Annotated in this window: 23 protein-coding genes; 12 read left to right on the top strand and 11 right to left on the bottom strand. The window is 63.5% G+C overall.

Annotated elements, in window-relative coordinates; genetic code table 11:
* The first annotated feature begins 144 nt into the window (after positions 1-144).
* Positions 145-1,200 (top strand): NAD-dependent epimerase/dehydratase family protein, encoded by a 1,056-nt coding sequence (locus ACSBP4_RS15015; protein ID WP_435552673.1) that lies wholly within the window; start codon positions 145-147, stop codon positions 1,198-1,200.
* 6 nt (positions 1,201-1,206) lie between these two features.
* On the opposite strand, the gene ACSBP4_RS15010 is transcribed toward ACSBP4_RS15015, so the two are convergent.
* Positions 1,207-2,316 carry a glycosyltransferase gene (locus ACSBP4_RS15010; protein WP_435552672.1) on the bottom strand — a complete coding sequence of 370 codons (1,110 nt, stop codon included), beginning with the start codon at positions 2,314-2,316 and terminating at the stop codon, positions 1,207-1,209.
* Positions 2,313-3,440 (bottom strand): glycosyltransferase family 4 protein, encoded by a 1,128-nt coding sequence (locus ACSBP4_RS15005; protein ID WP_435552671.1) that lies wholly within the window; start codon positions 3,438-3,440, stop codon positions 2,313-2,315. The genes ACSBP4_RS15010 and ACSBP4_RS15005 overlap by 4 nt, the downstream gene beginning before the upstream one ends.
* 251 nt (positions 3,441-3,691) lie before the next feature.
* Here ACSBP4_RS15005 and ACSBP4_RS15000 point away from each other — a divergent pair, with 251 nt between their 5' ends.
* A complete protein-coding gene (locus tag ACSBP4_RS15000; RefSeq protein WP_435552670.1) occupies positions 3,692-5,107 on the top strand; it encodes an oligosaccharide flippase family protein in 1,416 nt (471 codons plus the stop codon).
* A 24-nt stretch (positions 5,108-5,131) separates the two neighbouring features.
* Here ACSBP4_RS15000 and ACSBP4_RS14995 read toward each other — a convergent pair whose 3' ends face one another.
* The 4 genes from ACSBP4_RS14995 to aglF form a co-directional block, all read right to left on the bottom strand.
* Positions 5,132-6,526 carry a sugar transferase gene (locus ACSBP4_RS14995; protein ID WP_435552669.1) on the bottom strand — a complete coding sequence of 465 codons (1,395 nt, stop codon included), beginning with the start codon at positions 6,524-6,526 and terminating at the stop codon, positions 5,132-5,134.
* Positions 6,527-6,581: 55 nt separating this feature from the next.
* Complete coding sequence (locus ACSBP4_RS14990) at positions 6,582-6,827, bottom strand: hypothetical protein (protein ID WP_435552668.1); 246 nt, start codon at positions 6,825-6,827, stop codon at positions 6,582-6,584.
* A 78-nt stretch (positions 6,828-6,905) separates the two neighbouring features.
* Positions 6,906-8,192 (bottom strand): UDP-glucose 6-dehydrogenase AglM, encoded by a 1,287-nt coding sequence (gene aglM / locus ACSBP4_RS14985; RefSeq protein ID WP_435552667.1) that lies wholly within the window; start codon positions 8,190-8,192, stop codon positions 6,906-6,908.
* 59 nt (positions 8,193-8,251) lie between these two features.
* Entirely contained in the window at positions 8,252-9,001 is a 750-nt protein-coding gene (gene aglF / locus ACSBP4_RS14980) for a UTP--glucose-1-phosphate uridylyltransferase AglF (RefSeq protein WP_435552709.1), read from the bottom strand.
* Positions 9,002-9,161: 160 nt separating this feature from the next.
* On the opposite strand from aglF, the gene ACSBP4_RS14975 reads away from it, so the two are divergent.
* Complete coding sequence (locus ACSBP4_RS14975; protein ID WP_435552666.1) at positions 9,162-9,416, top strand: hypothetical protein; 255 nt, start codon at positions 9,162-9,164, stop codon at positions 9,414-9,416.
* 234 nt (positions 9,417-9,650) lie between these two features.
* Here the strand turns inward: ACSBP4_RS14975 and ACSBP4_RS14970 are convergent, their stop codons facing one another.
* Both ACSBP4_RS14970 and ACSBP4_RS14965 read right to left on the bottom strand, forming a co-directional pair.
* Entirely contained in the window at positions 9,651-9,776 is a 126-nt protein-coding gene (locus tag ACSBP4_RS14970; RefSeq protein ID WP_435552665.1) for a hypothetical protein, read from the bottom strand.
* A gap of 116 nt (positions 9,777-9,892) precedes the next feature.
* Positions 9,893-10,147 (bottom strand): winged-helix domain-containing protein, encoded by a 255-nt coding sequence (locus ACSBP4_RS14965; RefSeq protein WP_435552664.1) that lies wholly within the window; start codon positions 10,145-10,147, stop codon positions 9,893-9,895.
* A gap of 248 nt (positions 10,148-10,395) precedes the next feature.
* On the opposite strand from ACSBP4_RS14965, the gene ACSBP4_RS14960 reads away from it, so the two are divergent.
* Positions 10,396-10,809 carry a hypothetical protein gene (locus tag ACSBP4_RS14960; RefSeq protein ID WP_435552663.1) on the top strand — a complete coding sequence of 138 codons (414 nt, stop codon included), beginning with the start codon at positions 10,396-10,398 and terminating at the stop codon, positions 10,807-10,809.
* A gap of 145 nt (positions 10,810-10,954) precedes the next feature.
* Here ACSBP4_RS14960 and ACSBP4_RS14955 read toward each other — a convergent pair whose 3' ends face one another.
* Both ACSBP4_RS14955 and ACSBP4_RS14950 read right to left on the bottom strand, forming a co-directional pair.
* On the bottom strand, positions 10,955-11,086 hold the full coding sequence (locus ACSBP4_RS14955) for a hypothetical protein (protein WP_435552662.1): 132 nt from the start codon (positions 11,084-11,086) through the stop codon (positions 10,955-10,957).
* Between the two features lie 296 nt (positions 11,087-11,382).
* On the bottom strand, positions 11,383-12,312 hold the full coding sequence (locus ACSBP4_RS14950) for an NAD-dependent epimerase/dehydratase family protein (RefSeq protein WP_435552661.1): 930 nt from the start codon (positions 12,310-12,312) through the stop codon (positions 11,383-11,385).
* Positions 12,313-12,497: 185 nt separating this feature from the next.
* On the opposite strand from ACSBP4_RS14950, the gene ACSBP4_RS14945 reads away from it, so the two are divergent.
* From ACSBP4_RS14945 to ACSBP4_RS14930, 4 genes are all read left to right on the top strand, one after another.
* Complete coding sequence (locus ACSBP4_RS14945; RefSeq protein WP_435552660.1) at positions 12,498-13,820, top strand: MFS transporter; 1,323 nt, start codon at positions 12,498-12,500, stop codon at positions 13,818-13,820.
* Between the two features lie 80 nt (positions 13,821-13,900).
* Positions 13,901-14,356: a MaoC family dehydratase gene (locus ACSBP4_RS14940; RefSeq protein ID WP_435552659.1), complete on the top strand. Its 456-nt coding sequence runs from the start codon at positions 13,901-13,903 to the stop codon at positions 14,354-14,356.
* Between the two features lie 2 nt (positions 14,357-14,358).
* Positions 14,359-14,883, top strand: a complete 525-nt coding sequence (locus tag ACSBP4_RS14935) for a carboxymuconolactone decarboxylase family protein (protein WP_049966698.1) — start codon at positions 14,359-14,361, stop codon at positions 14,881-14,883.
* Positions 14,884-14,964: 81 nt separating this feature from the next.
* On the top strand, positions 14,965-15,465 hold the full coding sequence (locus tag ACSBP4_RS14930; protein WP_435552658.1) for a molybdopterin-dependent oxidoreductase: 501 nt from the start codon (positions 14,965-14,967) through the stop codon (positions 15,463-15,465).
* Between the two features lie 24 nt (positions 15,466-15,489).
* Here ACSBP4_RS14930 and ACSBP4_RS14925 read toward each other — a convergent pair whose 3' ends face one another.
* On the bottom strand, positions 15,490-16,746 hold the full coding sequence (locus ACSBP4_RS14925; RefSeq protein ID WP_435552657.1) for a cytochrome D1 domain-containing protein: 1,257 nt from the start codon (positions 16,744-16,746) through the stop codon (positions 15,490-15,492).
* A gap of 233 nt (positions 16,747-16,979) precedes the next feature.
* On the opposite strand from ACSBP4_RS14925, the gene ACSBP4_RS14920 reads away from it, so the two are divergent.
* The 4 genes from ACSBP4_RS14920 to ACSBP4_RS14905 all read left to right on the top strand — a co-directional run bounded on the left by ACSBP4_RS14920 (position 16,980) and on the right by ACSBP4_RS14905 (position 19,503).
* A complete protein-coding gene (locus ACSBP4_RS14920) occupies positions 16,980-17,474 on the top strand; it encodes a universal stress protein (RefSeq protein ID WP_049966695.1) in 495 nt (164 codons plus the stop codon).
* Between the two features lie 100 nt (positions 17,475-17,574).
* The gene (locus ACSBP4_RS14915) at positions 17,575-18,036 is read left to right on the top strand and encodes a DUF2267 domain-containing protein (RefSeq protein WP_049966694.1); all 462 of its coding nucleotides are present in this window, start codon (positions 17,575-17,577) and stop codon (positions 18,034-18,036) included.
* 92 nt (positions 18,037-18,128) lie between these two features.
* Positions 18,129-18,530, top strand: coding sequence for a universal stress protein (locus ACSBP4_RS14910; protein ID WP_049966925.1), 402 nt, complete (start codon positions 18,129-18,131; stop codon positions 18,528-18,530).
* 58 nt (positions 18,531-18,588) lie between these two features.
* On the top strand, positions 18,589-19,503 hold the full coding sequence (locus ACSBP4_RS14905; RefSeq protein WP_435552656.1) for a universal stress protein: 915 nt from the start codon (positions 18,589-18,591) through the stop codon (positions 19,501-19,503).
* The last annotated feature ends 52 nt before the right edge of the window (positions 19,504-19,555 follow it).

Genomic DNA, 19,555 nt, shown 5'->3' with positions numbered 1-19,555 from the left:
ACTGGACCGGATACCTCCTCACTATCAGGTCGTATGCCATTCGTTCTGCGATCAGTACCGTAGACCACTAGTCCGCGACGATTAGAGATGTCTTAATTGTCCAGACGAGAAGGCTTATTGCAGTAGTAGGATAAGAAGCCGCTGATGACTCGTCTTGACAAGGTTCTGGTAACCGGCGGTGCCGGTTTCGTGGGTAGTCACGCCGCCACGTACTATCGCAATAAAGGTGCGGATGTCACTGTTCTTGATAACCTCAGCAGAACCGATACGCTGGAAACGGCCGACGAAGACCGTGATACGTCTTCCTACAACCTGCAGTTCCTACGGGACGAGTACCCCGAGATTGAGATCGTGGAGGGCGACGTGCGGGACGCCGATCTCGTCGAAGACATCGTCGAAGGACACGACGGCGTCGTCCACACCGCGGGACAAGTAGCTGTGACGTCTTCGCTCACCGATCCCCGGACGGACTTCGAAGTGAACGCCGAAGGGACGTTGAACGTTCTCGAAGCCGCCAGAAAAGCCGAGAGCGACCCCGCCGTGGTCGTCGCTTCTACGAACAAAGTCTACGGAGACAACGTGAACGACATCCCAGTTGAGGAACGTGGAGACCGATACTGGTACGACAGCCCCGAATACCAGGACGGAATCCCGGAGTCCCTCTCCATAGACAGCTGCGAACACACACCATATGGTGTCTCGAAACTCGCCGCAGATCTTTACGTCCAAGACTATGCCGCCCGGGATGTTGTGGACGCGGCGGCGTTCCGCATGAGTTGCATCTACGGTCCTCGACAGTTTGGAAACGAGGACCAAGGCTGGGTCGCCCACTTCGCGATCAGCACGTTACGTGACGAACCGCTGACCATATTCGGCGATGGAAAGCAGGTCAGAGACATCCTCTACGTCGAGGACCTCGTGCGGGCCTACGACGCGTTCCTCTCCGATCCGGAAGGGAAGTCGGCGGTCTATAACATGGGCGGCGGGTCCGAGAAGACAACTAGCTTACTCGAGTTCCTCGACCTGCTGGAGTCGACGACCGGGAACCGGTCGGATATCACGTTCGACGACTGGAGAGAGGGCGACCAGAAGGTGTACGTCTCAGACATCTCCCGGGCACGAGAAGAACTCGACTGGGCGCCGCAGGTCGACTTGGAAGAGGGAATGCGCCGATTCTTGGACTGGTACCAAGACAGATAACACCCTCTACCCTCGAAGTAAACGGGCGTAGACGTCTTCCGTTCTCTCGATCATCCGCTCTCGAGAGAACGCCGTTTTTACCCGTTCGTAGGCTTGATCTCCGTAGCGGCGACGAAGCGACCGGTTTTCCAGTAGCTCCTCGATAGCGGCGGCCAGCGCTTCCGGATCTTCGGGCGGAACCGTCGTACCCGTTTCACCGTCTTGACTGACCCACGGCACGCCCGTGGGGAGGTTCGTGTTGACTACCGGCGTCCTGTATGCCATCGCTTCGAGTTGGACGACTCCGAAGGCTTCGCTCTCGGCGATCGACGGGAGAACGAACACGTCGGCGGCGTCGTAACAGGCGTGCAACGTCTCGTCTGAGACCCGTCCGAGGAACCGTACTCTGTCCGTTACCCCCAGTCGGTGGGCGTGGCGCTCGAGTTCGTCGCGCCGTTCCCCATCCCCCACGACCAAGAGGTCCGCGTCGAGATCGACCATCGCCTCGACGAGGTACCTGACGCCCTTGTAGTAGGTGAGTCTCCCAACGAAGAGGACCGTCTGTCGGTCCGTAACCGGAAGGCCAACCGACGGCGCCTGCCCTCCAAACTCGTCCAGGTCCACGGAGAGGGGGACGACCGTACATTTCTCGGCGTACGGTCGAAGGCGCTCCGAGTGTTCGACCATCGCAGGAAACGTGACGATGATCGCGTCTAACTCGTTGAGAAAGCGCTCGAGTACCGGTCTGTAGATCCGGAAGGCAGTCTGCTGTCGGACGATGTCGCTATGATACGTCGCCACCAGCGGCCCCCGTGTGGTCCCTGCCGCAAAGTGAGACGCCACTGCCAGCGGATTCGGCAGGTGGTAGTGGACGAGGTCCGCGCGACGGCTCATCGCGCCGAGCCGAACCGGGAACGTCGGGGCGATCGGGACTGATTTCACGGTGCTGATCCGTCCGGCACGGGCTACCCGGACCCCATTTACTTGCTCGCTACGTCCGATCCGGCGCTCTGCCGCCGCTAGAACCCGTACGTCTGCGGTGAGGCCTTCCGCGAGCGCTCGAACGACCTGCTCAATGCCGCCGACAGCAGGAGGGTAATACTTGCTCACCTGCAGAACGGTCGTCTGGTCGATCACGACTCGAGCACTCTGTCGACCGTGTCGCGGATCGACTCGCGAAATCGGGTCCGTCCATACAGCGCTTCGACGTCAGGGAGCGCTTCCCGCAAACGTTCCTGACGTGCTGGATCGCCAAGGACGCGGTCGAGCGTTTCGACCGCCGTGTCGACATCCTGGTAGAGCAACTCTCGTCGTCGGTCGACGATCTCGCGCTGCCCGCCGCTGTCGTGGACGAACGGGAGCGTTCCTCCCGCCGCGAGTTCTGCGACGGCCATCCCAAAGTGCTCCTCCTTTTTCCCGTGAAGGCCGTACCGGTGCGAGCAGACGAGATCGACGAGTTCGCGGCGTGGAAGCGCGCCCTCGAGTTGGACGAACTCTCGTTGGTCGGCCGCCTCGCTGACCTTCTGAGCGTAGCCGTCGTGTGCGACCGGTCCTATGTGATGAATGTGAACGTCGTGACCGCGCTGGTGGAGTCGCGATACTATCTCGATATTCCTAAGGACGTGTTTGCTCGGTTCGACGCGGCCGATAGAGACGAACCCCGCCTCTCGGTCGCTCCAGGGCGCTCCCTCGAACCCCGCAGTGTCGACCGGCGGGTACACCACGTCCGGCCGAACGTCGTACACGTCTTCGACGACCCCCGCTGTCCACTCTGAGTTGGCGAGCAGCGTACTCTCACAGATCTGAGACTTGTCGAACCCATCGATAACGTCGCAGATCCGATCGTACACCCGGTATACGCGGCTGTTTCTGGACACTCCGAAGTTCGGGAAATGGATGTACTGGATCGCCGGAGAGTCGAAGCTGAACTCGTTGTACGTGCTGAAAATGAGATCGTGGTCGCGTCCGTCGAGATACCGATTCAGGATAGAACTCTGCAGGCGGCCAAACGTTACGTCCGCGTACTCCGCGGCGACGGCGCCTGCCGTCGCTAGCGCACTGCCGACGGGTCCGAAGTGATCAACTCCTACGTCCGAGACGTTGGTCCTGTAGTACTCGTTCAGACCGTCGAAATCGGGGGAGACGATCGTGTACAGCGTCACGGTGTGATCTTCCTCGAGTGTATCAAGGATGTTCATGCAGACGGCCTCTCCACCACCGCGGGAGGTGAGATCCGGGTGGAAAACCGCGATGTCAGCCATGGCAGTCAGCGGCAAAGTACGTCATCGTGGTCCGATCCGCCGTTATAGCCATCACGGCGTGTTTGCCCGAGTCGAAATATAGGTGTTACTATTGTCGATGACCCCTCCGCGGCCGGTGCGTCGGATTCGCTCCGAACCGTGACCGAGCCTCCGACGCAGAAAACGGTACGGTTTTTAATGGCAGGTCCGCTATCTGGATACCGTATTTCGGGCTCCCGAAACCGTCGGACACACCGGCGGCGATCTGTTCCATGAATCTCGCCAAGGCCACTCTCAAACTCTTCTCGGCGAACGTCGCCAACGCCGCGATCTCGTTCATCGGAATCACACTCTTCGCCAGAGCGCTCGGGGCGTCGCAGGTCGGCAGCTATTTTCTGTTCGTCGCGCTGCTCGGCGTACTCACTGTTCCCGCCGACTTCGGGCTGAGGGGTGCTGTCGAGAAACGAATCAGCGAGGGGACGTTGCCCGATGCCGTGTTCGGTACGGCACTCGTCCTGAAAGCAGTTCCGGTCGGTCTCGTCGTGGTGCTACTCGTACTGACACGCGACCGGGTCGCGGCGTATCTCGGTGCCGACATCGTCGGACTGCTCGTCGTCGCTCTGGTCATTCAAGAACTCGCACGCTTGGCCCTGAGTGTACTCAAGGGAGAACTCAAGGTCGGCCAGACGGCCGTACTCGAGTTGGCCCAGAAGGTGAGTTGGCTGCTCGTCGGTGGCGGACTGCTGGTGCTGGGGTACGACGTGCGCGCTCTCGTTTACGGACTGCTCGTCGGCATGCTCGTCCTCCTAGTCTGGGCCTGGTACCGGAACGGAGCGACGATCGGACGCCCGACGAGAGCGCACGCCCGCAGTCTCCTCGGCTACGCCAAATACAACTCGGTCTCGTCCATCGGGAGCCTGTTCTACAACTGGATGGACGTTCTAGTGATCGGTGTCTTCCTCTCTCAGTTCCACGTCGGCGCCTACGAAGTCGCCTGGCGGATCAGCGCGGTCGTCGTCCTGTTGAGCGAAGCCACTGCGACTACGATCTTCCCGCAGGTGAGCAGGTGGGACGCGGAGGATGCCGCGGACAAGATCGAGACCGTTATCCCGGACGCGACGACCGCCGCGGTGTCCCTCGTGATACCCGCGTTCTTCGGTGCCGTCCTTTTTTCCCGCGAGATTTTGCAGATCACCTTCGGCCCCGAGTTCGGCGTCGCCTGGCTCGTACTCGTCGTCCTGCTGTTGGAAAAGGTAGTTCAGGCGCTCCACATGGTCATGGGACGTTCCTTGCAGGCGATCGATCACCCGGATCTCGCGGCGAGGGCGACGCTGGTGGGTATCGTGGTTAACCTGCTGTTGAACGTGTCGCTAGTCTGGGCATTCGGACTCCCGGGCGCGGCCGTGGCGACGCTGATCGCCGCTACGATCAGCGCGTACCTGCATGTTATGTACCTCAATAAGTTCCTGACGCTCCGCGTCGATCGCAAGGCACTGGGCTGGTGTACGCTCTCTGCGCTCGGTATGTTCGCCGTCCTGTTTCCCATCTCCTCGCGTCTCACGATCCACACCGTTCCCCAACTGGTCGCCGTAATCGCGGCTGGTGCAGCTACTTACGGCATGTTTCTCGTATCTTCACCCGCAATGCGGTCGAAGCTCACCGCGCACGTCGAGTCCGTGTCCCGATGATCGGTCCCTCGATTGCGCGGCCATTCAGTAAGATGCGACGTCGAGCACGACCAGCCAGATCTGCTTGAAGAGTATGTAGCAGTCGAGGAGGAACGACTGCCGGCGAATGTACTCCAGATCCGATCGTAGTTTGGCTTCAGGCGTCGTGCTCCCTGCGCCGCGGATCTGGGCAAGACCGGTCAACCCGGGCTTTACGAACCAGCGCTTCCGCCAGACCTCGGTCTCGTCCTCAAGTAACGCCTCCTCGTCGGTCCACACGGGACGGGGCCCTACGGTGCTCATCTTTCCGACGAGGATCAGCCAGAGCTGCGGTAACTCGTCGAGATGAGTCTTCCGAAGCATGCGCCCGACGCGCGTGATGCGGTCGTTTTCCTCGTCTTCGATCGGGACTGATGACTCGCCCTCCGGATACATCGTACGGAACTTGAACACGGTGAGCCGACCGCCGAGCCCCGCCGTTCGCTTCTGCCGATACAGCACCGGGCCGTCGCTGTCAAGTTTGATCAACACCGCGATACAGGCGATCAACGGCGCGAACACGATCAACCCGGTCACCGCGAACGTGATGTCGAAGCCGCGCTTCACTAGGTAGTCCTGGAGATCCCAGGGTTCGATCTCCACGTCGATTAGCGGCCTCGAGGATGACTCGGACGTGAGGACGCTGTCGGCGTACTCGTAATGGACCTTCGTGGCGACGCCGTGCTCGGAGCAGATATTGAGTGCCCCGAAAAACTCCTCGCGATCCGACTGCTGGAACGCGAGAACGACCGTATCGACATCGCGTTCGACGAGCGTATCGTTGAGCCGTGAGAGGCCGCCGAGTCGTTCGAGATTACTTATCGGATCGCCACCGTCGACGATAGCCGTGACCCGTTCCCGGGAGTCGACGGTACTGACAGTCGTCGGGCAGAGGTACCCGATAAACGGCATCGATACCTCTTCGTGGATCCGCCGGATTTGATCGATATCGTCGCCGACGATAAGTACCCGATCAGGATCTGTCGATGGCGCTCGCCGTACTAGCACGAACCAGAGGGGGAGCGCTACCATTAGAATCCCAGTGGCCATAACTAGCGTCGCCCGAGGGAGGCTGTGTGACCGGTTGAAGTACCCTAGCGTTGCGAGGGCGAGACCGGCGACGAGCGTACGCTTCTGTACGAGCGTCACCGTGTCTATGTGCCGGCGCGGACGTGGTTTGTACAGCGGGAGGAGGGTGACGACCGTGAACCCAATACTCAAGCTCAGTATCTGTACGAATTTTTCGCCGGTATAAACGGTTACGGGGAGGCGATTGAAGACGGGGACGTACGTCGTGAATAGGTACTGAGGGATACGGTGGTTCGCTACGAGAACTGCCGCCGCAGTAATCGCACATACGCCAATGATACTCAGCAACCGGTACCGCCACCCCGTTTTCATCGTAGTTGTGTCCTCGCAGCGATCGACATAAGCCCTGTGCTGTCCCGGTCGATTCTCATTTCTCGATTCGTCCGCCTTCGAAAACGACTCTCAGACCGACCCTAACCGTATTTTTCTTGATCGAGTACTCGAGTTCTCCGAACGCACTCGAGTCCGCGGCACCCTCCTCGAACGCCCTAGTCTCGCTCTCGGTGTAAACCGAAAGTGCGTTTCCGATCGTCGCTTCGTCATCCGGGTGGTTGCACAGAACCGAGCGGACAGTCTCGAAAACATCCGGCTCCCGTCCGAGCTCCGTTGACATTACTACGAATGGTGAAACCTAGGTGTGATGGGTTTTTCGTTTGGTCGTGCCCCCTGAAGTCCCTTCAGAGGCGCCGCTTTACCAGGTCAGTCCGTCATAGTCGATGCCCTCGCGGCGTTCAACGATCCGGCGGCCGTCGACGACAACCGGAGTCGCCATTGTGTCGAACTTCTCGTCGAGCGCCGTGAACTCGTCCCAGTCGGTGACGACCAGTGCACCCGCGGCTCCTTCCAAAGCCGCTATGGCCGAGTCCGCGTACTCGATTTCCGGGAATCGATCTCGCATATTCTCGGTAGCGATGGGGTCGTATCCGACGACCTCGGCACCTCGTTCCTGGAGCCCCTCGATCACGGGGATCGCCCGCGAGTTGCGCGTGTCGTCGGTGCCCGGCTTGAACGCCAATCCGAGCACCGCAACACGTTCCCCTTCAACGTCAACGTGCTTGTCCAGCAGCGCCAGCATGCGCTCAGGCTGTCGATCGTTGACCTCGATACCCGCCGCCAGCATGGCAGGATCGTAGCCTGCCTCCCGTGCGGCGGCGACAATCGCGGCGACGTCTTTCGGGAAACACGAGCCGCCCCAGCCGACGCCCGAGCGCAAGAACTGCTCGCCGATGCGGTCGTCCAGCCCGATCGCGTCGGCGACTTCGTAGGCGTCGATCCCGAACTCCTTGCAAATATTTCCGAGGTCGTTGACGAGCGAGATCTTCGACGCGAGGAAGGCGTTGTTCGCGTACTTGATCATCGTCGCCGTCTCCGGGTTGGTCCGGACGACATGGGTATCGTGATCGGCCAGTAGCGGCTGGAACACTTCCTCGAGCCGCCGGGTCGCCCACTCCGATTCGGTCCCGAATACGACCTTTTCGGGCTGCAGGAAGTCTTCGACGGCAGTACCCTCCCGGAGGAATTCGGGATTCGTCGCGACTTCGACGCGGTCGGCGGCGTCGCCCGCGCTGTCGGCGACTGTCGATCGGATCTCCTCGATGCTCGGCGGTGTGATCGTGCTCTTGACGATGATCAGGTGGTCGTCCTCGACATCGGCGAGCGCCTCGCCGGTCATCTCCGCTGCCGCGGCGAGTGGGGAGATATCGATACTCCCGTCTTCCTGCGACGGCGTCTGGATCGCCAGAAATGTCACGTCAGCGTCGGCGACGTTCTCGTACGAAGTAGTCGCCGTTAGGTTCTCGCCAGTGTGTTCGGCGACTAGGTCACTTAATCCGGGTTCGTGGATCGGTGCCCTCCCGTGTTCTATGGTGTTGACTACGTCCTCGTCAATATCAACCGCCGTCACTTCGTGACCGAGGTCAGCGAGGCAGGCAGCCAGCGTCGTTCCGACGTAACCGCTCCCCACGACATTTATTTTCATTATCCGAGGACTGGTGATCCGTACCGTATTAACTTTGTGTACTCTTCACCGAACGACAGTTAATCGTTCGAGGCCGCTGTAGCCACTGGCTTCTCCTCATCTTCTTGTAGGCGTCGCTCAGCCTCGTCGCGATCCTCGGGGTAGCCGACGTCGACCCGCCAGCCGTCGAGGCCGATTGCATCGATCGTTCGCCCGCTCTGGATTAGCAGGTCGATCGCCTCGCTGATCTCGTACTCTCCCCGGTTCGAGGGCTGCACTAGGTGGCAAGCGGGAAAAATCGCCGACGTAAACGTATAAAACCCGGTCATCACGAGGTTCGACGGTGGGTCCTCGGGCTTCTCGACCACATCCGTGATCTCACCGTACTTGTTGGTGTCACAGACGCCGTACCGCGAGGCTTCATCCCAGGGGACTTCTTCGACGAGGAACGCCGCGTCCGTGCGGTCTTCCTGCTGGCGACGGACGACGTCCTCGAGGTTCGCATCGAAGACGTTGTCGCCCAGGATCAGCATGAAGTCATCGTCGATATGCTCTTCAACGGTCAACAACGCGTGGGCGAGACCTTTCTGCTCGCGCTGATGAGCGTATGTGATCGGCACACCACGATATTCGTCACCGTAATGGTCGATAATCTCTTCTTTCAGGTAGCCGACAACCACGATAAACTCCTCCGCTCCGAGTTCGACGAGATTATCGAAACAGTGTGTGAGAATCGGTTTGTCATTGACCTCAACCATCCCTTTAGGTTTGTCTTCTGTTAGTGGTCGGAGCCGTGTCCCCTCCCCCGCCGCAAGTACGACTGCCTTCATCATCGTTTACATGAATATGGATGCCACATAGATTTTCTGGCCGAATTGGGGTTGGGTTTCCGCCGAAATAACACCTCTAGGATGAAGATTAATCAGAAAGGCATTTACATAAAACTACCTATGTAAGTTAGTACGTATTACGGAGATCGGTACCGGCTACATGGGGATTACGATCACAGCCTATTTCACTGAGTTTGACCATGAAGTGACGGTGATCGATATCGACGAGGAGATCGTCACGCCGCTCAATGATGGCCGGGCCCCAATTACTGAGTCGGAGTTAGACGAACTTCTTGCAACACATGTTGGGATCGCCTTGCGGCAACGACCTCCTACGACGCTGTTCCCGACTCCGACATCAGGTTCCTGGCGATCGGCACACCGTGGAACGAAAATGGCAGCATTAATCTCGTGACATTGGAAGTGGCCGCCGAGGTGACTGGTGATGACCTGGCGGGTGCGCGACGGCGGTGATGTCTTTCGGTATCACTACTGTAGCGACGCCTGTCTGCCGGCAACGGCCCCTGAAACGCCGTAACCGCCCGTCACTCCGTGACTTCGGTGCGCGATCAGCGTCGGTCTGCTAGCAGCGACAAGCAGGGTCGTGCGGCCGACCTGCGACTGGTCGACCCACCCACTGGCGTAGTGACTACCTTTCCTTCTCTTGTTTCCAGACGTGATCACAGAGCTTACAGCCGTACTCAACGAAGCGGGCCCGCTCCTCAAGCCAGACGTCCGATTCGCCGCAGTTCGGACACGTTTCGGTACTGGCCATACCGCGGCTACCACGGCGAGCCCCTTCAGCGTCCGGTCAGATTTCTCACGAAGAGATCACCGATTCGATGTCGTGGTCCGTCTCGGACCGAAAGACGCAGAGACTCGAGCGATCGGTTAGTCGTCCTCGAGTTCGCTCACGTCGAGGTCGCCCTCGAGATACGCTTTCCCCCTCTGACTCACCTGGTAGTATCCGGCGTCGTCGACTTTCTCGATCAACCCGTGGGCCTCGAGCTCACCGAGCCGCTGGCGAACGGTCGAATAGCCGATCTCGTGCCCGTGGCGATTCAGATTCCGGTAGAGCGGCTTTGCCGGGAGTTCCAGATCGTATTCCTCGAGGAACTCGAGAATGAGACCATCCTTCAGTGACATCCACTCCGGCCGGGGGCGCATTCGCCGCTGTTGTCCCACTGATGGGCATTAACTTGATTTGGTTCGCCGATATTTTGGCCCATATTGTATCTATAAATAGCGCATATACGCTAAGAAATAAGTACGTGGCAGTCGACAGTGCAAGATACGGGAGCAGAAGTACGGACGCGGCGCTCAGGGTTCGGAAATAGCGGACCGGTGCTTGGTCCACCGAGTCCGCGAGTAGCTCCCGTACGCCCCACGGAAGCATGACGAACGACGAGTCACGGGATCATGAAGCTCCCGACCGATCGGACGCATCGACACCGACCGCTCGAGCCGATACCGATCGCTCGGTCCGTGAACGGCTCGCGGCGATCGACCGACTGGCACGGAGCGTCCTCGCGGACGTTCGGGCGACCGACGAGACGGGCCTGGACCTCGAGTCCGAGACGCGACGGGCGGCGACGCGGCGGCTCCGAGAAATCCGTGCCGAGGCCGAGCGCGTCGACCTCGAACTGTTCGGCTCGCCGCTGGCGTCGCTCCCGGACGATCCCGCGACGATCGTCGGTCGCGGATCGCTCGCGACGGCCTATCGCGGGCCGGCCCCCGGAGCCGCGGACGACGCCCTCGAGTCCGCCTCCGACGACGAGAGCGTCGCTCCCGATCGCCGGGACGGGTAACCGGTCCGCGTCGACTGTCTGCCCGGCGATGACTCTCCCTACTCGGTCGGCGACGGTAAAGGCAGTGCGGACGCGACGGCGGGTCCTCGAGGGCGAGTACCGACTCACCACGACCCGCCGTCAGCGCCGCCCGATCAGTGCCCGACTAGCCCTGGTCGTCGACGGCCCGCCCACAGTGCGTACAGAGGTCGTCCTGCCAGGGGACTGTGATTTGGACTTCCCGTTCGGTACCGCAGTGGTGACAGTGTCTCGTCTCCGCTTCCGTGTTCTCTTCCATGTCCTCCCCCACAGTTTCGAACGCCAACCCGGCCGTCCTTGAATATTCTGGCCGAATACCACACGATATCTAAAGCGTCCGTCGAACCGATAGGTCGTCCACATACACGACGTCGCGTCTCTGCCCGGGCTACTGTCGCGGCTCGAGGGCGAGCCGTGTCCGCGCTGTGTCGGCGACTCGCTCGAGTGCGGAGTCTACGGTAGGCCGTCCGGGCTACGAGACGCCGCGGCGACAGCCTGTGGCGGACCGTACCCACTGGCCGAAAGCGAACTGCAGGGCCTGTGAACGAGCTGGGCTCAGTCCTCGGCGTACTGCGCACAGACGCGCCGGATCCCCTCCTCGAAGTCGATCTCGGGCTCCCAGCCGATCGCCTCACGGATCTTCGAAATGTCCGCGCAAGTGTCGTGGACGTAGACGTCCTCCGGAATGGGGTTCTCGACGTATTCGGGCTCCACCGCGGTGCCGAGTTCGTCGTTGATCATCTCGACGACCGTCTCGAAGTCGTAGGCCTCACCGGTCCCGAGGTTGTAGATCCCGTCGAGTTCGGCCGCTGCGGCCCCCTCGAGTCCGCGGACGACGTCGGAGACGTGGGTGAAGTCCCGCGTCTGGGTGCCGTCGCCGTACAGTACCGGTGACTCGCCGTTGGCGATGTCGTCGGCGAACTGCGCGATCACGTTGGCGTACTCGCCCTTATGTTCCTCCGCGCCGCCGTAGCCCTGATACACCGAGAAGAAGCGCATGCCGGCCATCGACATGTCGTAGTGGTTCGCAAAGTACTCGCCGTAGCGCTCGCGGGCGAGCTTCGAGGCCTCGTAGCCGGTGTCGACGCCCACGTCCATGTCCTCGGGCGAGGGCTCGGTCCGGCTCCCGTAAATCGACGAGGTCGAGGCGTAGACCACCGTGTCACAGCCGTCCTGTCTGGCCTGTTCGACCACGTTGACGAAGCCCTCGACGTTCACGCGAGCGCCCGTGGTCGGGTCCTCCTCGTGCATCGCATAGGATGACAGCGCCGCGAGGTGGAAGACGACGTCGACGTCCGTCGGCAGGTCGTCCTCGAGGACGCTCGCGTCGACGAAGTCGACGTCCTCGTCGAGGTTCTCCGGCGTGCCCAGATACTGGTCGTCGACGACGGTCACGTCGTTGTCCGCGGCGAGGTGGTTCGCCAGGTTCGAGCCGATGAATCCCGCCCCGCCGGTGACGAGAACGGTCCGATCGTCCAGAGTCATATCGAAAATCCCAGGTCGGTGATCCATAGGTGTTTTGAAAGCCCGAGCGGTGGCAACGACTGCGACTGACGCGACCGGCCAGCAGTCGACGACCGGCCGGCGATCGACGCTCGAGTCGCCTCGAGTGACGCCGCCGACCGACCGCCGAACGTAGCTTTAATGTATATGATACCATACCCCAAACAGTGAGACTGCTCTCGAACCCGTATCGACGGCGCTGGATCGGCTGGGGACTGCTCGTGGCGTCGTTCTTCCTCGTTAGCCTCCACCGGTCGTCGACCGCGGTCCTCTCGGGGGAACTGATGCGTGCGTTCGACACGACGGCGACGAGCCTCGGACTGCTGCATTCCTCGTTTTTCTACCTGTACGCGGCGTTTCAGGTGCCCGCGGGGCTGTTGACGGACCGATACGGTGCGCGGGCGATCGCCGCAACGGGGACCGCCGTGATGAGCGCCGGCGCGGTCGCGTTCGGGCTGGCGTCGACCTATTCGGTCGCGTTCGGCGGCCGCGTGCTGGTCGGGCTGGGGGCCAGCGTCCTCTTCGTCGCGGCGCTGCGGTTCTGTGCGAACTGGTTCCGACCCGACGAGTTCGGCACGATGACCGGCGCGACCTTCAGCGTCGGCATTCTGGGCGGCCTCGCGGCGACGACGCCGCTCGCGATCGCCATTTCGCGGCTCGGCTGGCGGGGGTCGATGGTCGGCCTCGGCGTGGCCGGCCTCGCGGCCGCGGTCGGCATCCTCCTCGTCTCCCACGACTCGCCGGCCGACGCCGGCCTCGAGCCGATCGACGACGTGCCGGACCGACCGGACGTGACCGACGCCGCGACGCTCAAGCGGTACGTCTCGGACGCGGTTCGCGAGCCCGAGACGTGGCTGTTGGGGATCATGCTCTTTTTCATGACCGGCATCGGGATCACGATCTTCGGTCTGTGGGGGATCCCCTATCTCGTCCAGACCCACGGGATCTCCGTGACGGAGGCGTCGGTCTACCTGCTGGTGGGCAACGTCGGCGGCATGATCGGGCCGACGGCCTTCGGCTGGCTCTCGGACCGGTGGGGGCAGCGAACCGGCCTCATCGTCTTCTCGACGGTCGTGTTCGGGCTGACCTGGGCGGTCTTCGCCGCCTTCGGGACCGTCCCCCTGTTGCTCGTCGGCGCGATCTTCCTCTTCTCTCGCGTCCTGCGCGGCGGCGTGCCGCTCGCCTTTACCGTCATCAAAGAGCGCCACCCGGAGGGAGCCAGCGGGACCGTGATCGGCATCGTCAACACGATGGGCTGGATCGGCGCGGCCGTCTTCCCGGTCGTCCTCGGGGCCGCACTGGATGCCTACTGGACCGGCGACACCGTCAACGGGACGCGGGTCTACACCGAGTTGGGCTACCGGGTCGCGTTCGCCATCGCGGCCGCTGCGGGATTGCTCGCCGCGGCCTGTGCGATCCTGCTTCACGTCCGGACGCGGGCCGAACGGCCCCTCGAGACCGGGACCGACCTCGAGCAGCCGACCGACTGACGTTCGAGTTCCGGACGACCACACACCGTCGCCTGCCTCAGCCCACAGCTACTTGCCGATACGTACCACACCACACGGTCATGCGCTACTACGAGGACATCGAGGTCGGGGAGACCCGGGAGTTCGGCGAGTACCACGTGACCAAAGAGGAGGTACTCGAGTTCGCCGAGCAGTACGACCCGCAGCCGTTCCACACGGACGAAGAGGCCGCCGAAGAGTCCGCGTTCGGCGAACTGGTCGCCTCGGGCTGGCATACCGCCGCGATGTGTATGCGGATGCTCGTCGACGGGCCGATCCAGGACCGCGCCAGCATGGGCGCTCGCGGCGTCGACGAACTCCGGTGGAAACAGCCGGTCAAACCCGGGGATACGCTCTCTGTCCGGACCGAAATCGTCGACAAGCGGGTCTCCGAGAGCGATCCGACCCGCGGCTACGTCGACAGTAAACTCGAGGGGATCAACCAGGACGGCGACGTGGTCATCTCCTGGATCGGGCTGGGCATGATCGCCCGCCGGCCGGGCGACGCGGAGGAGTGAGGATGGCCCGGGTGCCGCTGCTCGAGGCCGACGACCTCCCCGAGGAGTACCGCTATCTGTTCACCGAGAACGACGTGGGCGACGCCCACATCTTTCAGGCGATGGCCAACGCCCCGGAGCTGCTCCAGTGGTACATGCGCTACTCGACGCGGCTCTGGGACGTCCTGCCGGCCCGCGAGCGCGAGGTGGTCATCCTGGCGGCCGCGCGCGCCCTCGAACACGAGTACGAGTGGCACCAACACGTTCGGCTGGGCCGCGAGGCCGGCGTGACGGACGCAGAGATCACCGCCATCAGCGAGGGCGACCTCGCGGCGCTTTCGGACCGCGACGCGGCGCTGGTCACCTACGCCCGTAGCGTCGCCCTCGGCGATCCCCGCGACGGGGACCACGACCGACTCGGCGAGTACTACGGCGTCGAGACCGTCGTCGGCGTCGCCATGCTCGCGGCCCACTACGTCGCGACGGCCCGGGTACTCGACGCGTTCGACGTCGCGACCGAGGAGGCGTTCGTCGGCTGGCGGCCCTGATCCCCCGCGGCGACCGCGGGTCGATTTCGGCCCGAACCCGTTCGGATCGTCTCTTATCCGATTCGCCGCCGTTCCGTCGGTATGGCCGATCTCAGGCAGTTCGACGTGCCCGAGAGCGTCGAGCCCGACGAGTGGCGGCTGTCGGTGACCGGCGCGGTCCGGCACCCGATCGACTTCGCGCTCGAGGACCTCACCGACCTTCCGCTCGAGACCAATACGGACGACTTTGCCTGCGCCGAGGGGTGGGTTGCCGAGGGGCTATCGTGGCGCGGGGTTCGGGTCGCCCGACTGCTCGAGCGGGTCGAGCCGACCGACGGGAGCGCGTACGCGCTCGTCGACGGGATGGACGAGGGCTACGCCTGCGCGTTCCCCCTCGGGCGGCTCTCCGAGGCGGTGCTGGCCGTGGCGCTCGACGGCGACGCGCTCCCGGTCGAACACGGCGGGCCGGCGCGGCTCGTCCCCACCGGCGAGGCGGCCGACTGCTGGGAGAGTATCAAGTGGGTACGCGAGATCGAGGTCCGCGAGACGGAACCGACCGCGGACGACACTGCGAAGGACGTGGCGCTGTCGCGGCTCGAGTGAGCTGGCGGTGCGACGAGGCCGGGGTCAGGGCTCCGTGGCCCGGTTACCGAGGAAGGTCCCGGTCGGGGTCTCGAGCCCGTCGATTTCGGCGGTCAACGCTCCCGTCGAACTGTCGAAGACCAACAGTTTCCCCGCGTCCCAGCAGCTGACGTAGACCGCCTCGCCGTCGCGGGTGAACTCGGGATGCAGCGACCGGCCGGGGGCCCACTCGGTCGTGTCGATGACCGTCGAGACGCGCAGGTCGTCGGGATCGATCGCGTAGATGACGCCCTCGTTGTCCCGATCCGTGTCGTCGAAGATCACGTCGCCCCAGACGTAGTCGCTGTCGGGGTGGGAGTTGCAGAACATGCCGTGGCCGGGGACCTCGATGTCGGCGACCGGTTCGCGGCTCTCGAGGTCCCACGCCGTGACCGCGTCGCTCATCACGGTCCCCGTAAAGCCGAGCCCGCGGGACTCGTCGATCGCGCCGGGGGTCGGATGCGGCGGGCCGGCCGTCGGTACCCGGTCGACGACCGCCCGCTCCCGGACGTCGAGGACGTACAGGCACTCGTCTCCCTGCGAGGCGAGGTAGCAGTACCGCTCGTCGGGGCCGTAGACGGCGTCGTGGAGGGTCCGGCCGACGGCGACCTCGTCGACGATCGGGAACGAGGGATCGTCGTAGTCGACGAACCAGGCCCTGCCGGCGTCTTTCAGGACGACCAGAAAGCAGCGCTCGCCCGGCACGTCCCGGACGGTACAGATCCGCGAGGCGATCGACTGACCGTCCGGATCGACCGCGTGGGCCGGGAGCCGATGCAGCGGCTCGAGCGTCTCGGCATCGAGGACGACCGCGTGGTTGGGGTTGTAGTACCCCGCGAGGAGGTAGTTCGAGTCCGCGGAGATCGCGATGGCCCGCCCGGAGGTGCCGGCCCGGACGCGGCGAACGAGGTCGCCGCTGGCGAGATCGAGCTTGCTCACCCACCCTTGCCGGGACTGGACGTACGCGGACGCTCCGGGGTCGTTTTCGGCCAGAGACCGGTGGAAGACGATCGAATGGGGCGCTCTCCCCACGTTCTCGATGCGACCGAGCCGCTCGTGACGCGTGGTATCGATCACTGCTACCGACCCTGGCTGGCGTTCCGCGACGAGCAGCAGGTCCCGCAGGTCCGGACAGTCGTATTGTGGCGTTGCCGGTGGGTCAGTCTCCTCACGGTGAACCTCGAGGGAATCGGCGATCTCCTCGAGCCCCAATTCGCGAAACGACGGCGGTCTGACGGTGCTGGCGGCGAGTTGCTCGCTCATCGAGTCTCTCGGTACTCCTTTCGACCTGACTCGAAAATACACGTCCGCGAAGACGTTCGGGACGGACGACGGACAGTGAGCCGAGCCGGGTCGGGGTGGATCGTGATGTCCGCTCGAGGGGGCCACGGCCCAGCCGCGGACGGAAAAGCACGCGAAACACGAGCGCGCGGCGGGCGTCCGGATGGGCGGCGATTACCCTCGGAGTTATTGGCCGCGGCGTCGAGACGGACCGTATGACCTTTGTCGTCCCGTTTGACGGATCGGAACTCGCGGAAGCCGCGCTCGTCAGAGCCGTCGAGTACGACGCCGCCCTCGAGGAGGGGGTCGCGGCCGTCGCTGTCGTCCCGGAGCGAAAAGGATACGCACGGGAGAAAGGCTGGATCGACGAGGACGAACCGTACGACGTCGATGCGGTCGTCGACCGCCTTCGCGAACGAGTGCGGACGCTCGCACCGTCGGCGGCGTTCGAGTGCGAACGGATCCGCGAGTTTCCGCCCGAGGCCCAACTGGCCGGCCACATCGAGCGACTGATACGGAACCACGATCCGAGCGTCGTGTTCCTCGGCAGCGACAACGTCGGCCGCGTCGTCACGCCGTTGACGAGCGTCGGCGTTCACGTCGCCGCCGATGAAGCGTACGACGTCTTCATCGTTCGCCAGCCGACACCGCCAGCGCTCGAGGCCCTCGACCCCCATCCCGACTTCTACCGGGACACGGAGTCGACGTAGCGATCGCGATACCCGGTGTGAGAGTCCGATCGGCGGCCTTCGACGGATCGACTCGACGTGGTGGGTTTATGCTGCCGAGCGATGTGCGATCACCGAACCTATGAACTTCGACGAGTTCACCGGCGACGTCCAGCACCGACTCGAGCTACCCGGTACCGGCGAGACCGTCCGCGCGATCAGGGCCACGCTCGTGACGCTCGGCCAACGGCTTCCCGAGGGCGCGGCCGCGGACCTCGCGGCCTCGCTGCCGATGGAAATCGACTGGTACCTGACCGGGGCAGTCGACGAACACGGCCAGCGGTTCGACTGGCGGGAGTTCGTCTCGCGGGTAAGCGACATCGAGAGAACGGACGAGTCCGAGGCCGCCTACCACGCCCGCGTCATCGTCGATCTCGTCCGGACGCAGGTGCCGGCGTCCGACTTCCGTGAACTTCGCGACCAACTTCCCGAGGACCAGTCGGACGAGAACTGGGCGGAACTGTTCGACGTCGTCGACGCTGGCGGCTGGGGCGACGCCGAAGAGGCCCAGACCGGCGGCGGGCCACAACCCGAACGCGAGTGATCGCCGGCCGACTCGAGGCGGGAGGCGAGCCCGTCGTCCGAACGTCGTCACCGAGCCCAGCGATTAATGATCACGTCGACCAAGGAGACGGTATGTACGACCGAATTCTCGTTCCGACCGACGGGCGCGAGGAGACCGAACGGGCGATCGACGAAGCGATCGCGCTCGCTGCCGAACACGACGCGACGCTGCACACGCTGTACGTGGTCAACTCCGCTGCGATCGCTCCCGGCATCGACTTTAGCGATCTCGAGGACGTCGGCAGACAGGCGGTCGAATACGTCCGTGATCGGGCGACGGCCGCCGGTGTCGATCGGGTCACGGGTGACGTGACACATGGCCTTCGCCATCGCGCGATCCTCGACTACGCCGCCGACCATGATATCGACCTGATCGTTATCGGTCGCCATCGGGAACTCGACCATCTCGTTCGCGGGAGCGTCTCGAAACGCGTCTCCGAGGCGGCGACGGTCCCGGTGTTACTCGTCGAGTGACCGTCAGCCGGGCCCCGTACCCACACCATTAATCACCGAGGAACCGAAGTCTTTCGCCATGTCACCGACAACCGATGCGATCGATTCGGTCCTCCTGCCGACCGACGGCAGCGACGGTGCGCTCGCGGGGGCGAAACGGGGCGTCGATCTCGCCGCGATGGCCGACGCGACCGTCCACGTCCTCTCGGCCGTCGACACCTCCGCGATTGAGGGCGTCGCGTCCGTTCTCGAGTCGGATCTGGACGAACAACGGGCCGCGCTCGAGGCCGACGCCGAGTCGGCCGTCGCGTCCGTCTCGTCGATGGTCCGCGACCGGCGGCCGGACCTCGAGGTCACGACGGCGACCGAGCAGGGGACGCCCTTTCGGGTCATCGATCGCTACGTCGACGAACACGATATCGACGCCGTCGCGATGGGAACGAAGGGACGAACGGGTGTCAGACGAGTCGTTCTCGGAAGCGTGACCGAAAACGTCCTCCGGACCGTCGGGGCCCCGATACTCGTCGTGCCGCCGGCGGCAAGTGACGAGCCGCTTACCGAGGACACCGTCCGGAACGTCCTCCTGCCGACGGACGGGAGCGACGGTGCGGCGGTCGCCGTCGACTGGGGACTGGCGCTCGCGGCGGCCTTCGACGCGATGACCCACGCGGTCTACTCGGTCGACACGAGGCGGTTCTCGCCACGGCGAGCGCCCAGTGAGGTCCTGTCCGAACTCGAGCGCCCCGGGGAGGACGCCCTCGAGTCGGTCCGCGAACGAGCGCGCGAGCGCGGCTGCACCCTCACGGGAACCGTCGCGACGGGGCCGCCGGCGAGAGTCATCCTGGATTACGCCGACGGCAACGATATCGATCTCATCACGATGGGGACACACGGCCGCTCGGGCCTCGAGCGCCACTTCCTCGGGAGCGTGACCGAAAACGTCGTCCGGAACGCCGAGTTGCCGGTGTTTTGTGTTCCGATGAACGCCACCTGAGAGCGATAACCGGGACGCCGGATGTCCCCCTGCCGACCCCGTCAACCGGAGA

Origin of the sequence: Natrinema sp. CGMCC1.2065 (genome assembly GCF_051225675.1) — an archaeon.
Taxonomy (GTDB): Archaea; Halobacteriota; Halobacteria; order Halobacteriales; family Natrialbaceae; genus Natrinema; species Natrinema thermotolerans.
The sequence above is the reverse complement of the archived record's forward strand: the minus strand, read 5'-3'. Positions and strand labels throughout refer to the sequence as shown.

What these genes read in the sequence shown, in the direction of transcription:
- ACSBP4_RS15015 (WP_435552673.1), top strand. Translation starts at nt 145, where the DNA reads ATGACTCGTCTTGACAAGGTTCTGGTAACCGGCGGTGCCGGTTTCGTG.
- ACSBP4_RS15005 (WP_435552671.1), bottom strand. Translation starts at nt 3,440, where the DNA reads ATGGCTGACATCGCGGTTTTCCACCCGGATCTCACCTCCCGCGGTGGT.
- ACSBP4_RS15000 (WP_435552670.1), top strand. Translation starts at nt 3,692, where the DNA reads ATGAATCTCGCCAAGGCCACTCTCAAACTCTTCTCGGCGAACGTCGCC.
- ACSBP4_RS14995 (WP_435552669.1), bottom strand. Translation starts at nt 6,526, where the DNA reads ATGAAAACGGGGTGGCGGTACCGGTTGCTGAGTATCATTGGCGTATGT.
- ACSBP4_RS14990 (WP_435552668.1), bottom strand. Translation starts at nt 6,827, where the DNA reads ATGTCAACGGAGCTCGGACGGGAGCCGGATGTTTTCGAGACTGTCCGC.
- aglM (WP_435552667.1), bottom strand. Translation starts at nt 8,192, where the DNA reads ATGAAAATAAATGTCGTGGGGAGCGGTTACGTCGGAACGACGCTGGCT.
- aglF (WP_435552709.1), bottom strand. Translation starts at nt 9,001, where the DNA reads ATGAAGGCAGTCGTACTTGCGGCGGGGGAGGGGACACGGCTCCGACCA.
- ACSBP4_RS14975 (WP_435552666.1), top strand. Translation starts at nt 9,162, where the DNA reads ATGGGGATTACGATCACAGCCTATTTCACTGAGTTTGACCATGAAGTG.
- ACSBP4_RS14970 (WP_435552665.1), bottom strand. Translation starts at nt 9,776, where the DNA reads ATGGCCAGTACCGAAACGTGTCCGAACTGCGGCGAATCGGACGTCTGG.
- ACSBP4_RS14965 (WP_435552664.1), bottom strand. Translation starts at nt 10,147, where the DNA reads ATGTCACTGAAGGATGGTCTCATTCTCGAGTTCCTCGAGGAATACGAT.
- ACSBP4_RS14960 (WP_435552663.1), top strand. Translation starts at nt 10,396, where the DNA reads ATGACGAACGACGAGTCACGGGATCATGAAGCTCCCGACCGATCGGAC.
- ACSBP4_RS14955 (WP_435552662.1), bottom strand. Translation starts at nt 11,086, where the DNA reads ATGGAAGAGAACACGGAAGCGGAGACGAGACACTGTCACCACTGCGGT.
- ACSBP4_RS14950 (WP_435552661.1), bottom strand. Translation starts at nt 12,312, where the DNA reads ATGACTCTGGACGATCGGACCGTTCTCGTCACCGGCGGGGCGGGATTC.
- ACSBP4_RS14940 (WP_435552659.1), top strand. Translation starts at nt 13,901, where the DNA reads ATGCGCTACTACGAGGACATCGAGGTCGGGGAGACCCGGGAGTTCGGC.
- ACSBP4_RS14935 (WP_049966698.1), top strand. Translation starts at nt 14,359, where the DNA reads ATGGCCCGGGTGCCGCTGCTCGAGGCCGACGACCTCCCCGAGGAGTAC.
- ACSBP4_RS14930 (WP_435552658.1), top strand. Translation starts at nt 14,965, where the DNA reads ATGGCCGATCTCAGGCAGTTCGACGTGCCCGAGAGCGTCGAGCCCGAC.
- ACSBP4_RS14925 (WP_435552657.1), bottom strand. Translation starts at nt 16,746, where the DNA reads ATGAGCGAGCAACTCGCCGCCAGCACCGTCAGACCGCCGTCGTTTCGC.
- ACSBP4_RS14920 (WP_049966695.1), top strand. Translation starts at nt 16,980, where the DNA reads ATGACCTTTGTCGTCCCGTTTGACGGATCGGAACTCGCGGAAGCCGCG.
- ACSBP4_RS14915 (WP_049966694.1), top strand. Translation starts at nt 17,575, where the DNA reads ATGAACTTCGACGAGTTCACCGGCGACGTCCAGCACCGACTCGAGCTA.
- ACSBP4_RS14910 (WP_049966925.1), top strand. Translation starts at nt 18,129, where the DNA reads ATGTACGACCGAATTCTCGTTCCGACCGACGGGCGCGAGGAGACCGAA.
- ACSBP4_RS14905 (WP_435552656.1), top strand. Translation starts at nt 18,589, where the DNA reads ATGTCACCGACAACCGATGCGATCGATTCGGTCCTCCTGCCGACCGAC.